Genomic DNA, 12,298 nt, shown 5'->3' on the forward strand with positions numbered 1-12,298 from the left:
GGTGGCCAGCACGGCGGTCAGCCGGACCTGCAGCTCCGCCAGCAGCTCGTCCAGCCGCATCTGCGGCATCAGCGGATTGTGCTCAGCTTCCACGCCGAACAGTCTCGCACCGGAGCAGGTCGATGCCCAGCGCGACCACCGGCTCCGCGCCGCCGCCTCGAAGGTGAGCGGATGCTGCCTGGTACGTCATCCCCGGCGGGGCGATGATGATGCAGCCGGGCCCCCTCCAGCGTCAGCCCGTGAACGCGCGTCCCGCATGGGATGGACGCTTCGTCCTGGCCAAGGGGGAGAATGACTCTCGCAGCGAAGATCATGCCGCCGGCGCGCGGCGGTCCCGAGCACGAACGCGACGAGTTCGCGGCGGCGGCCCGTGGCGGAGCGGTCGTCCTGGAGGCGCCGTCCGGCTACCTGCTGACGGAGGGGCTGATCGCCGCGCTCGGCGCGCGCACCGGCGAACTGCTGTGGGCTCGCCTGGGCCCAGAGGACAGCGACCCCGCGACCCTGGCGCTGCTGCTCGTCGAGGCCACCCGCCGGATCGATCCGGGCTTCGGTGAGAGCGTCCTCGCGCTCATGCGGCGGCATCCTGGCCCGGTGCGCGGCTGGGAGCCGATCTACCGCGCTCTCGGCGAGGAACTGGGCGGGCTGCTCGGTGGTGGCGCGGTGGTCCTGGAGAACGCCCATGTGCTGGCCGGCGCGTCGCCCGCGCTGGGGCTGGTCAACCGCTGCCTGATCCCCGTGCTGGGGCGCGAGGTCGCCGTCGTCCTGCTCACCCGGGACAGGCTGGCCGCCGCGCCTGCGGCGGGCTACGCGGCCTATCGAACGCCGAAGGACCTGCGCCTGTCCAGGGCAGTGGTGGAGCAGTGGATGGACGCCACGCTGCCCGGCCTGCCCGCCGCCGTCCGCCACCGGGTGCGGCGGATGGCCGGCGGACGCGCGGCCGTGCTGGAGGCGGTACGGGCGCTCTTCGACCGGCTGGGCGGCGGCCGAGCCGCGCAGCGCCTGGGACGATCGGGCCGCGCGCCGCTGACCGTGCTGGGAGAGGCGCTGCTGGAGGAGTACGACGGCCCCTCCCTGGCGGCTCTGGGCCGGGCCGGCCTCGTCGGGTACGTGCCCCCTGAGCTGCCGGCGCCCGGCGGCCCATGGCTGCAGCCGTTGGAGGGCGGCTGGAATCGCGTACGTGGCTGCTGGCGCCGGGTGCTCGTCTCGGGAAGGGCTGGGGCGAGAGCCCGGCCAGGGCCGGCGGCGGTGCGCGAATGCGCGGACTGGCTACTCCGTCATGGCGGCCTGGAGCAGGCGGTCGATCTTCACCTCAACCTCGGCGAGCACGAGGCCGCCGCCAGGCTCGTCGCCGGTCAGGCCGGTGATCTCGTCGGCCTCGGGCGGTGGCGCACACTCGACGCCTGGCTGACGCGCCTGCCTGAAGAGGTGGTGGCGGCGTACCCGGAGCTCTCCTACGGCCGGGCCGAGATCGCCGCCGCGCGCGGGCAGGACCAGGTGGCCAGGAGGTCCTTCGCCGTCGCCGCCGGCGCCTTCGGCCGCGCGGGCGACCCCGGCTCCGCCTGCCGGTGCGTGATGGGAGAGAGCGTGCTGGCCGCGCAGCGCGGCGACCTGCGGGAGGCGGCCGCCCGTGCCGCCGTCGCGTGCGCGCTGGCCGAGGACGCGCCGGCCGGGGAGGCGAGGTCCTCGCTCACGTTCTGGTCGTTCTGGCACCGGGGCATGCTCGCGCTGCGGGCCGGCGACCAGGAAACCGCGCTGGCCGACTTCCGCCACGCCTTGAGCCGGCGGCCTGAGGACTCGGGCGTGCCCGCGGCCGTGCTGGGCGAATCCGCGCGGCTGGTGGAGCAGGCGTACGAGCTGCGCCTGCGGCGGCAGGCGCACAGCGTGGCGCTCGCCGCGCTGGAGCAGGAGGAACGCCGGACGCTCGACCAGGTGCTGCGGCTGGTCACGGACTTCCCGCGGCGGTTGCACGAGCCGGGTCCGTGGGTACGGCTGCCGCCGCCGGCGCGGATGGCCGGCGGGGCCGCCCCGGCTCGGCGATGGCTCACCCGCCGCTCGGCGCGGCCCGCGCATCCGCCCCGTCCTGCCGCCGAGCCCGTACCCGGACCACCGCCCGCCGCCCCGCCCCTCGCCATACCGTCACCCGCCGCGCCGTCCAGCGCTGAACCGTCACCCATCGCACTGGCACCCGCCGGACCGGCTCCTGCGGACGCGCCCCGGCTGGCGATCCATCTGCTCGGGCCGCTCTGTGTGAGCGTCGACGACCGGGAGGTGACGGGCTGGCCCGCGGGTCGCTGCCGGTCTCTGCTCGCCTACCTCGTCACCCATCGCGACCCCTGGCCGCGACGCGAACAGTTGATGGACCTCTTCTGGCCGAAGGCGGAGCCCGGCCCGGCCCGCAACAACCTCAACGTGACCATCCACTCCGTCCGCCGCGTCCTGCGCACGAAGACCGAGACCCCGGTCATCGTGCTCGCGGACGGCGCGTACCGCTTCCACGCCGGCATGCGGCTGTGGGTGGACATCGACGTGTTCGACGCGGAGGTCGAGCGCGGGCGCCACCTGCAGAACGGCGGCAACCCCGACGAGGCGCTGCGCTCCTTCGAACGCGCCGTCGGGCTGTACCGGGGCGAGTTCCTGGCCGACGTGCCCTACGAGGACTGGCTCGTCGTGCTCCGCGAGCGGCTGCGGCTGGCGCACCTCGAAGCGCTCGAACGCCTCAGCGGGCTCCATGTGCTCTTCGGCCACCACGCCGCCGGCGCGGAGTTGTGCCGCGACATCATCGACCTCGACCCGTGCCGCGAGGACGCCCACCGCCGCCTCATGACCTGCTACAGCCGGCAGGGCCTGCAACATCTCGCGTTGATCCAGTACCAGGCGTGCGTCCGCGTCCTCGACGAGGAGCTCGGCGTCGGCCCCACCCCCGAGACCATCGAGCTGTACGAGCGCATCCGCCGCAGAGAAGACGTTTAGCGCCTCGCCGTCCGTTTAACGACCATCTGCCCGGCAACACTCGCCGTAATGTGCGGAGGAGGTCGAACTCGTTGGTGACGACGCACGAGATGGTGGTGGTCGAGCGGATCGAGCCCGGGCTGGAGGTGTGGGCCTGCCCGCGGTGCGGACGCCGGATCCGGCTGCGCTGGCCGCCGAACTACGACAAGCAGGTGCTGGTGCCAGGGGATGAGGACGTGCCCCACGCCGGCTCCAGTGGCGGCGTGCGCGTCTCGTCCGTCGAGGTCGCTCCGGACGCGCCGCGGCTGTCACAGGTGTCGCCGCACGAGAGCCGGTGGCTGCGCGACAGCGGCATCGACTGGGAGGCGTCCGCCTGACGTCCGGCCAAGCGGCACCTCTGGCCCTCGCGCCCGGCAGCACGTCTGGCCCTCGGGCCCGGCCGCACGTCTGACGTTCAGCCCGGCAGCACGTCGATCGGGAGGTTCTCCACCGCCGCGGCCAGGCCGGCGATCTCGTTCTCGCCCGCGCGGCGCAGGCTGACGGCCGCGTCGAGCCGGTACCTGCCCGGTGGCGGCGCCTGGGCGGTCACCGACAGGCTGCGTTCTCCCGGCTCCAGCGAGCCGCTCTCCGAGGCCAGCACGGACTTGCCGCCGCCGTCGAGCAGCCTGGCCGCCAGGACCACGTCATAGACGAGGGCTCCGGCCTCGCGGAGGTCGAGCGTGACCGTCACGGTGAAGGGCCGCAGGGCGGGCAGCGCGCGCGTCCCGAGGCCGAGGTGGGCCACGGCGCCCATGATCGGTTTCACCCGCGCGCCGGGCGCCGGCTCCGAGGAGGCGGCCGGCTCCTCCTTGACGTGTTCGCCGATGAAGGCGAGCACCCGGCCGGGGTCCCAGCCGGGCCAGCGATCCTCCGCGCCCGTGCCGACGTGCTCCATGGTCGTCGCCCTGATGGATCCGTCGCGCTCGTTGACCAGCACCCGGATGACGTAGCTCTCGTCATGCTGCCCGGAACCGCCCCCGTCGGACACCTCCGCCGGCGCCGTCTCGGTCAGGCGCAGAGCGTCCCGCCGCCAGCCCTCGACCCGGTCGCGGGTCAGGCCGGCCACGCCTGGCAGCAACGAGATGAGCTCGGCCGCGGAGTGGTCGGCCAGTTCCTTGTAGCTGGTGACTCCCACTCCGGCCAACCTGGTCGCGATCTTCGTCCCGATTGTCTCGATCTTGGTGAGGTCGTCCATGCTGCTGCGCGCCCTTTCATGCGGCGGGGTGGAGCCCGGCCGCCCGCGACGCTCCGGGGCGGCCGGGCGAGGTGTGCCCTACGGCATGACCTGGATGGCCGGCCCCTCGGCGAAGGCCGTCATGGCGACCAGCGTCGGTGGGGTTGCGAGGGTCAGGAAGGTCACGACGGCACTGAGCCGGTACACCCCGTCGGCGAGCATCGAGGCGGACACGGTCAGGCCGGTCTCCTGGTTGACCGGCAGGGTCGCCGAGTACTTGGGCTGACCCAGCACGGTGGTCTTGCGTACCGTGCCCAGACTCACGTCGGCGCCGGGGCCGAAGATGTCCGCGAAGTACTGGATCTCGTACCTGAAGCTGCCGGTCATCGAGATCATCAGCTGCGAGACGAATTCGAACTCCATCGCCACCAGGAACGTCGGGGTGACGGAGCGCCGGATGACCAGGTTGGACGGCGTGTTGCCCGGCGGCTCGAAGACCGACAGGTTCGGAGTGACCTTGAGGTCGGCCGGTTCGTTCTGCAGTGTGGTCATGCTGGTCCCCTTTCGCCTGTTGCTACGACTTCGGAGTAGTACGAGGCGCTTAGGCGGCGACGGCACGGGCGCTTAGTAAGGGATCAGCTCGCCGTTAAGTCCGCTGTCCGCGCTGCTCACGGGCCCGCCACTCACGCGAACTGGCCGCATCCGGCCATCCCGGGCGTGTACGCGGGGGTCAGCCGGGATGGTCAGGCGGCCGGGTCGAGGTCCAGGTCGAGAACCGCCTTGCCGGCGATGCGCCGGTCGAGGAGCGCCTGGGCGGCCTCGGTGACGCGCTGCCACGATCCGCGCCAGTCCACCTCGGGCGAGAGGCGGCCCGCGGCCACGAGGTCCAGCAGGGTCGCCAGGTCGGGGCCGACGTCGCGGACGTCCCCGTACGTGCTCATCGTCTTGGGCGGGCCGATGGACAGCAGCGAGTACGGCGCGAAGACGGCCGGCTCGCCGGAGGCCCAGCCGATGTTCCGCAGGCTGCCGCCCGGCGCGAGCAGGTCCCAGGCCGCGACCAGCTGCGGCCCGCCCACGTTGTCGAGGATGAGATCGACCGGCCGGTCGATGCCCTCCAGCCCGATCACCACCTCGTGCGCGCCCAGCGCGGCCAGACCGTCGGCGCGCTCCGCGGAGCCCACCGAGGCGATGACGTGCGCACCGCCCAGCGCGGCCAACTGGACGGCGTACCGGCCGACCCCGCCGGCGGCGCCCGTGACCAGGACCCGCCGTCCCAGGATGGGCCGGGAACGCAACGTGCGCAGCGCCGTGACGCCGGCCATCGGCAGCGCGGCGGCGTCGGCGAGATCGACTCGCTCCGGGACCTCGGCCACGGCGGTGGTGTCCACGGCCATCCGCTCGGCCCACGCGCCGGCACCGAAGGCCGCGACCCTGGCGCCGGCGGCCGGCCCCGTACCGTCCTGCGCTGCCCGCACGACGACGCCGGCGGCGTCGTACCCGTGGACGGTGCCGGGCGGGCGGCTGCCGGCGAACACCACCTCGCCACGATTGAGCGAGATGTGCCGCACCTCGATCACGGCCTGGCCGGGGCTGGGGTGAGGTTCGGCGGCCGTCCCGAGCCGCAGGGAACCGGGAGCGCCGGGATCGACGACGAGCGCGCGCATGTGCATCAACAGCTCCTCATGAGAACGTAATCGGACTCTTGGTCCGCTTGAGCCACACGGTAACATAAGCGGACCGACAGTCCACCTCATCGGGAGCGCGCATGGCCCAGCACCGCACCGAACGCGCCGACGCGGCCCGCAACCGCCGGGCGGTGCTGCGGGCGACCGAGCAGCTGCTGCACGAAGGCGGCGGGGAGCACGTCTCGATCGACCGCGTCGCCGCGCTCGCCGGGGTCGGGAAGGGCACCGTGTTCCGCCGCTTCGGCAGCCGCGCGGGCCTGCTCCAGGCGTTGCTGGAGGAACGGTCACGCGACCTGCGCGACGGGATCGCGGACGGGCCTCCCCCGCTGGGGCCCGGCGCTCCCGTACGGGATCGGCTGCTCGCCTTCCTCGACGGGCTCGGCGCCATCGCGGAGGGCAACGCGGTGCTGCTGTCGGCACACGAGCAGGCGTGCGCCGAGGACAAGTACGGCGACCCCAGCTACCGCTCGTGGCACGGCCACCTGCGCGGCCTGCTCGGCGAGGCGCGCCCCGACCTCGACGCCGACTTCCTGGCCCACGCCCTGCTCGCCGTCTTCGACGGTGACCTGATCCGCCACATGACACCGCCCGGCGATCCCCGCCGCTTCACCCGCTCGGTCCAGCACATGGCCACAGCCCTCCTCGACGGCCCCGGCCAGCCCTGACGAAGGGCTGTGACGCGAGCGGCGGTGTGACGCTTCGCCCGAAGCGGCCCGAAGCGGCCCGAAGCGGAGAAGCGGCAATTATTTCCCCCTATTTCTGGTTGCCTTGGACAGGATCAAGGAGGAGGAACCACCGTGCCGCTGCCCACCCGCCCACTACGCAAGCTGGGTTTCCTGACCATCGGACTGTTCGACGGGGACGACCCGCGCCCGGGACACGAATCGACGCTGCGGATCATCGAGCTGGGCGAGCGGCTCGGCTTCGACAGCGCCTGGGTACGCCACCGCCACCTGCAGTACGGCATCTCCTCCCCCGTAGCCGTCCTGGCCGCCGCCTCCCAGCGCACCACCAGCATCGAGCTGGGCACCGCCGTCACCCCGCTCGCCTGGGAGAACCCGCTCCGCCTCGCCGAGGATCTGGCCACCGTGGACATCCTGTCCGGCGGCCGGCTCAACGCGGGCATCAGCGTCGGCCCGCCGTTCCACTTCGACCAGATCAAGGACGCCCTCTACCCCGGCACCGCCGACCTCCAGGACTTCGGGTACGAGCGGGTGAGCCGGCTGCTGTCCTTCGTCCGCGGCGAACCCGCCACCGACTTCAGCGGCACCGAGGGCTTCGAGGTCTTCTCCGACCGCGTCCAGCCGCACTCGCCCGGCCTGGGCTCTCGGCTCTGGTACGGCGGCGGCAGCCTCCGCTCGGCCCGATGGGCGGGCGAGCACGGCATGAACCTGCTGACCAGCAGCGTCGTCAAGGCGGAAGAGTCCGAGGACTTCGCCGAGATCCAGCTCTCCCACGTACGGGCGTTCCGCGCCGCGCACCCCGACGGCGAGCGGGCCCGCGTCTCCCAAGGGCTGGTCGTCATCCCCACGGACTCGGCCACGCCGCAGCAGCGGGCCAAGTACGAGGAGTACGCCGCCAAGCGCCTGCCCCGCACCGCGGAGCCGCAGGGCCCGGCCCGGATGATGTTCGCGCCCGACCTCGTGGGCAGCTCCGCCGAGATCGCCGAGCTGCTGTACGCGCACGCCGCCTTCCGCGAGATCGACGAGGTCGCGTTCGCGCTGCCGTTCACGTTCGAGCACGAGGACTACGTGCAGATCCTCACCGACATCGCCACGAAGCTGGGCCCTGAGCTCGGCTGGCGTCCGACGGCGAAGCCCGGCGAGACGGCCCTCCCGGTCGCCGGCTGACCTTCGGGCGACCGAGCGGGCGCGGGTGCCGCGCCCGCCGGTTCGTCGGTTACTTCGGGTCGAGCACGAAGACGGGGATCTGCCTGTCGGTCTTCTGCTGGTATTCGCCGTACGACGGGAAGACCGCGACCGCCCGCTCCCACCACTCCGCCCGCTCGGCGCCCTCGGCCTCGTGCGCGACGTAGTCACGGGTGACGGTGCCGTCCTGCAAGGTGATCTCGGGGTGCGCCTTGATGTTGTAGTACCAGGTGGGGTGCTTGGGAGCACCGCCCTTGGACGCCACCACCGCATAGCTGCCCTCGTGCTCCACCCGCATCACCGGGGTGTGGCGCAGCTTTCCCGTCTTCGCACCCCGCAAGGTCAGCAGCACGATCGGCGCGCCTTGGATCAGGATGCCGTCGGTGGTGCCGGTCTCACGGATCTTCTCCGTCTGCTCGCGTACCCAGTCGCTGGGGCTGAGCTCCACAGTCTCGTCTGACATAGCCATCTTCAACCTTTCTGCCCGTCAGTCGGATTCCCTTAGTACCCGCTTCCGCGACCGGCCTCACGGGCGGGAGGGATCTTCATACGAGCGCGGTCACCGCGCGCACGGTGACGCCCAGCCCCACGAGCAGGACGAGTGCGGCGGTCATGGCGGCGCTGTACGGGCGCAACCGCCGCATCCGGCCCGCGACGGCGAGACCGCCCAGCCTGCGCAGGGTGAGCGCCGTGACCAGCAGCGTCGCCGCCATGCCGAGCCCGTAGCAGACCACGGTCAGGACACCGAACGCGGTGCGGCCCAGCGCCATCGCGCCGAGCAGGACCACCAGCGCGGACGGGCTCGGCACCAGCCCACCGGCCACCGCCAGCGCCACCACCCCACCACCCGACCGCCCCACACGCCCGTGCCCGTGTCCATGACCGTGCCCATGATCGTGGCCTGGGCGGTTGTGGCGGGCGGAGCGAAGGAGGGCGGCGCCGATCGTGGTGATGAGGAGTCCGCTCACCACCCCCAGCCAGCCCAGCACCACATCCCCGGCTATCGCACCGGCGGCCGTCACCAGGACTCCCAGGACCAGGACGCCCGCCGTGTGCGTGGCGGTGACCGTGGCCGCGACGGTGACGGCGTCCCGCAGCCGTCGTTCCCGTCCGGCGAGGTAGGCGGCCATGACGGTCTTGCCGTGGCCGGGCATCGCCGCGTGCACGGCGCCCAGCATGAGCGACACCAGCAGGGCCAGCAGCCCGAGCGGCACGGTCAGCCGATCGGCGCCGACCAGCGTGTTGAGCCGGTCGGCCAGCAGGCCGGTGTAGCGGGTGAGGACGTCCACCCCGGGCACGCCCGCCGGCGCCGCGGACCCGCCACCGTCGCCCGGCTCCGCCGTCATCCTGGCCGCGCGTACGTCGAGCGGCGAGCTGAGCAGGTCGGCGGGATAGTCGCGCAGCTCGCCCGACACGCTCCCGGCCGGGACGGTGGAGTCGCGCAGCCGCACGCCCTGCCCCTTGGCGGTGATCTCCCGCCAGCCCACGGCGTCGCCCCGGTAGGCGTTGGCGAAGGTCAGCGCCACCGGCCGATCGACCCGCAAGGGCGCGGTGAGCCGGCAGGTGAGCCTGCTGGTACGCAGCCCGGCGGCGCCCGGCCGGTAGGCGAAGGAGGCGCCGGTGACCCGCCAGCTCAGCGTCCGCCCACCGGCGTCGGCCCGTACCGCGTCCCGCAGATCGGCGCAGGCCCGGCGAGCATGGACGTCCGGAGGACCGGTCGGCGGCTGCTGCAGGGTGGGAATCTCGGCGAGGTCCACGACGGCGAGGTGCTCGATCCTGTCCCGGTGGATCGTCAGCCCGTCGTAGTGGTTGACGCTGAAATTCCCCAGGGGATGCGCGGCGAACGTGACGGCGACGGCGAGCGCCACGATCACGGCGTCTCCGCCAGTAGCTCCCTGGCCCGCGCCGCCCCGCCCGGCGAGAAGTGCGGGTTGATGGACAGTGCCCTGGTCAGGTGGGTACGCGCGGCGGCGTCGTGCCCGAGCGCGTGCTCGATCTCACCCCGGTGATAGGCGAACAACGCGTTCCGCCCCCCGAGCGCGTCGGCACGGACGGCGTGAACAGCGGCCTCGGCGTGACGCCCGGCCCGGTGCAGCGCCCAGCCGAGCGCGTCGGCGACCTCGACGCTGTGACGTCGTCCCCATTCGGCCCGCAAGTGCCTGACCGCGATCTCCGGATCACCATGATTCGCCGCGAACGTACCAGCCGCCAAGCCGTCGATGCCCCCGCTCGCGGCCAGGAGCCGCTGCTGGGCGGTGAAGACGGCGTACTGCCGCCTGGCCCCCTCCACATCCCCAAGGTGTTCGAGCAACTCTCCGTACTCGACGACATACGCAGGGGACCGGACGACGGCGGTGGCGTAGTCGCGCAGGGCCTGGCCGGTGTGGCCGAGCGCGGCCTCGGCGCGGGCCTTGCCGGCGCGGGCGGGCGCGTGTCCCGGGTCGGCGGCCAGCGCCTGGGTGTAGGCGGCGCGGGCGGTACGCGGATCGCCGGTGCTCCAGGCCAGCTCACCGAGCTGCCACTGGCAGAAGGCGTACTCGGCGGGGTCGCCGGGGATCGCGCAGGCGCGGCGCAGCAGGTCGCGGGCGGGGCCCGGCCGGCCGCGCAGCTGTTCCACGCGGGCGGCCCTGGTGAAGGAGGCGAGGTCGGGGTGGCCGTCGAGCATGCGGCGCAGCGCGGTCTCGGCCTGTTCGTACTGGCCGAGTTCGAGGTGGGCGTCGGTGAGCACGCCGTACAGGGCCCACCGGAACGGCGCCGCCTTGCGGGCGCGCTCGGCCCAGCGTACGGCGCCGGCGAAGTCGTGCCGCGCGTTGGCCAGCGCCCCCATGCCGATCACGGCGTCGATGTACGGCTGCCCGTCGCCGGTCGGCCGGCGCAGCGAGCGTTCGAACGCGCCCTGGGCTTTGGCGTAGTAGGCGGTGTCGGCGGTGCGGCGGCTCTGTTTGAGGTACATGTCGCCGAGGCTCGCCCAGGCCGCCGCGTCGTCGGGGTGACGGCGCAGGCGGGCCTGGACGGCCTGGATCGATCCGGCGAGGTCGTACGGTGACCAGCCCGCCGGCGCGGGAGGCGGCTCGTCCCTGCGCAGCAGCCCGCCGGGGGCGAACAGGGTCACCAGGACGCAGCCCAGCAGCACGCATCCCAGCAGCGGCGGCAATCTCCGTAGGCGACTCATCTGATCGGAGGTCCTCGGTGGCGGGGGTCAGCCGGCGGCGGTGACGGGCAGGGCCAGGTAGGGGAAGCTGTCGGTGATCGGTTTGAGGAGGAACGCCGGGTTGTCCTCGGCGATGAGGCCGGGCGCGCCACGACCGGCGGGTTCGCCCAGGAGCATGCGTAGATTGATCGTCACGACGTCGTCGATGAGACGGCGGCCGTTCGGGTAGCCCTGGGCGTCGCCCTTGAGGATGCCGTACTTGTCGGGCGAGGCGGCGACGGGCGTGCTCAGGTTGAGCCGCAGTTCCTCCGCTTTGACGGTGCGCGGGGCGTCCTGGTTGAGCTGGTGGGAGGTGAGGTCCTGCTTGATCGGCCCGCCGGTCCTGGTGGTGAGGCCGGTGAGGTAGATCTGCTCCAGGTCCTTGCGCGGCGCGGGCGGCGCGGTGACGTTCACCTGCTTGGCGACGACCTTGGCCTGGTCGGGGTCGAGGGTGGACGGCACGACCAGACCGCCGCTCTCGTCACCGTCCGGGCGCAGGGTGTTGAAGTGGTCGCGCTGCTTGAGCGGGATGATCACTTCGTTGAAGTTGGGGTTGCCCAGCCGCGAGACCTGCGTGTAGCCGGCCGCACCGGAGCCGAGCAGGGTGCTCGACTTGCGCGATGCCGTGGTCCAGACGCCGATGACCGGGTTGCGGACCGGGTCGCCGCCGAGCGCCAGCTCCGACTTGGGCAGTTGCAGGGCGAGCGCGCTGACGTTCATCGGCACGCCGGTCTTGACGGGGAAGAACGGCAGCCCGAAGCGCAGCAGGTTGACGGCGCGGTTGTCGGAGTAGAACGGGTCGGCGGCGGTGCCGGTGAAGACCTTGCCGCCGCCCGGCAGGTCGCGGACGGCCTTGCGGCGCGTCGCGGCGTAGCCGGGGGCGCCCAGGTCGGTGGGGGCCGCGTACCCGTCGCGGACGAGGACCTCCGATTTGCCGTCGCGCAGCCTGGTCAGCGTGTAGCTCTGCTCGACCAGGGAGTCGAGCGGGCCGGCCTGCCGCTCGCGCCCGCGCACGAAGGAGGGCGCGGGCAGGGCCTTGTTGGCGAACGTCCAGCGGTAGGTGACGGCGGCCCGGCCGGTGCCGGTGTTGTCGACGTGCACCTCGTAGCGGGCGTCGGTGTCGAACTGGTAGGGCTTCTGCGGCGCCTGGAAGGGGATGTAATTGGCCACGATCGTGACCGTGTCCTGCCGTTCCGGGCTGGTGAAGGCGTACAGGTCGGTGGCGTCGATCTGCTTGTTCACGGTGGTGGCGGGGGCGTCCCAGTGGCTGGTGGCAGTGCTCGGGCGCATCGCGGGGCCGATGAGCACCGTGGCCGCCAGCACGGCGATGGAGGCGCCGGCGGTCCATGTCCACCGGCTGCTGGCGCTGGTCAGTCGCATCGTGTCGTCTCTC

At 72.9% G+C, this 12,298-nt stretch carries 11 protein-coding genes; 4 read left to right on the top strand and 7 right to left on the bottom strand.

The genetic code is table 11. The features are described 5' to 3' along the window. Positions 1–291 precede the first annotated feature (291 nt). Positions 292–2,970 carry a BTAD domain-containing putative transcriptional regulator gene (locus tag AB0C28_RS53325; protein WP_358084808.1) on the top strand — a complete coding sequence of 893 codons (2,679 nt, stop codon included), beginning with the start codon at positions 292–294 and terminating at the stop codon, positions 2,968–2,970. A gap of 74 nt (positions 2,971–3,044) precedes the next feature. Then, complete coding sequence (locus AB0C28_RS53330; RefSeq protein WP_358084811.1) at positions 3,045–3,326, top strand: hypothetical protein; 282 nt, start codon at positions 3,045–3,047, stop codon at positions 3,324–3,326. 77 nt (positions 3,327–3,403) lie between these two features. Here the strand turns inward: AB0C28_RS53330 and AB0C28_RS53335 are convergent, their stop codons facing one another. From AB0C28_RS53335 to AB0C28_RS53345, 3 genes are all read right to left on the bottom strand, one after another. Further along, the gene (locus AB0C28_RS53335) at positions 3,404–4,183 is read right to left on the bottom strand and encodes a hypothetical protein (RefSeq protein WP_357859921.1); all 780 of its coding nucleotides are present in this window, start codon (positions 4,181–4,183) and stop codon (positions 3,404–3,406) included. Positions 4,184–4,261: 78 nt separating this feature from the next. Then, a complete protein-coding gene (locus AB0C28_RS53340) occupies positions 4,262–4,714 on the bottom strand; it encodes a hypothetical protein (protein ID WP_357859924.1) in 453 nt (150 codons plus the stop codon). Between the two features lie 191 nt (positions 4,715–4,905). After that, positions 4,906–5,832 (bottom strand): zinc-binding dehydrogenase, encoded by a 927-nt coding sequence (locus AB0C28_RS53345; protein WP_357859927.1) that lies wholly within the window; start codon positions 5,830–5,832, stop codon positions 4,906–4,908. A gap of 95 nt (positions 5,833–5,927) precedes the next feature. Between AB0C28_RS53345 and AB0C28_RS53350 the strand changes: the two genes are divergently transcribed. Beyond that, entirely contained in the window at positions 5,928–6,512 is a 585-nt protein-coding gene (locus AB0C28_RS53350; protein WP_358084813.1) for a TetR/AcrR family transcriptional regulator, read from the top strand. A 132-nt stretch (positions 6,513–6,644) separates the two neighbouring features. Further along, a complete protein-coding gene (locus AB0C28_RS53355; RefSeq protein ID WP_357859933.1) occupies positions 6,645–7,697 on the top strand; it encodes an LLM class flavin-dependent oxidoreductase in 1,053 nt (350 codons plus the stop codon). Between the two features lie 49 nt (positions 7,698–7,746). Here the strand turns inward: AB0C28_RS53355 and AB0C28_RS53360 are convergent, their stop codons facing one another. The 4 genes from AB0C28_RS53360 to AB0C28_RS53375 form a co-directional block, all read right to left on the bottom strand. Beyond that, positions 7,747–8,178, bottom strand: a complete 432-nt coding sequence (locus AB0C28_RS53360; RefSeq protein ID WP_358084816.1) for a nitroreductase family deazaflavin-dependent oxidoreductase — start codon at positions 8,176–8,178, stop codon at positions 7,747–7,749. 82 nt (positions 8,179–8,260) lie between these two features. After that, the gene (locus tag AB0C28_RS53365) at positions 8,261–9,589 is read right to left on the bottom strand and encodes a High-affinity nickel-transporter (RefSeq protein ID WP_358084819.1); all 1,329 of its coding nucleotides are present in this window, start codon (positions 9,587–9,589) and stop codon (positions 8,261–8,263) included. After that, complete coding sequence (locus tag AB0C28_RS53370) at positions 9,586–10,887, bottom strand: tetratricopeptide repeat protein (protein WP_357859942.1); 1,302 nt, start codon at positions 10,885–10,887, stop codon at positions 9,586–9,588. The genes AB0C28_RS53365 and AB0C28_RS53370 overlap by 4 nt, the downstream gene beginning before the upstream one ends. Before the next feature lie 27 nt (positions 10,888–10,914). Further along, positions 10,915–12,285 carry a DUF4331 domain-containing protein gene (locus tag AB0C28_RS53375; protein ID WP_358084822.1) on the bottom strand — a complete coding sequence of 457 codons (1,371 nt, stop codon included), beginning with the start codon at positions 12,283–12,285 and terminating at the stop codon, positions 10,915–10,917. Positions 12,286–12,298 lie beyond the last annotated feature (13 nt).

The organism is Nonomuraea sp. NPDC048892, assembly GCF_040649735.1.
Classification (GTDB): Bacteria; Actinomycetota; Actinomycetes; order Streptosporangiales; family Streptosporangiaceae; genus Nonomuraea; species Nonomuraea maheshkhaliensis.

Coding starts and splice junctions, on each gene's coding strand:
- AB0C28_RS53325 (WP_358084808.1), top strand. CDS start 292: ATGACTCTCGCAGCGAAGATCATGCCGCCGGCGCGCGGCGGTCCCGAG.
- AB0C28_RS53335 (WP_357859921.1), bottom strand. CDS start 4,183: ATGGACGACCTCACCAAGATCGAGACAATCGGGACGAAGATCGCGACC.
- AB0C28_RS53340 (WP_357859924.1), bottom strand. CDS start 4,714: ATGACCACACTGCAGAACGAACCGGCCGACCTCAAGGTCACTCCGAAC.
- AB0C28_RS53345 (WP_357859927.1), bottom strand. CDS start 5,832: ATGCACATGCGCGCGCTCGTCGTCGATCCCGGCGCTCCCGGTTCCCTG.
- AB0C28_RS53350 (WP_358084813.1), top strand. CDS start 5,928: ATGGCCCAGCACCGCACCGAACGCGCCGACGCGGCCCGCAACCGCCGG.
- AB0C28_RS53360 (WP_358084816.1), bottom strand. CDS start 8,178: ATGTCAGACGAGACTGTGGAGCTCAGCCCCAGCGACTGGGTACGCGAG.
- AB0C28_RS53370 (WP_357859942.1), bottom strand. CDS start 10,887: ATGAGTCGCCTACGGAGATTGCCGCCGCTGCTGGGATGCGTGCTGCTG.
- AB0C28_RS53375 (WP_358084822.1), bottom strand. CDS start 12,285: ATGCGACTGACCAGCGCCAGCAGCCGGTGGACATGGACCGCCGGCGCC.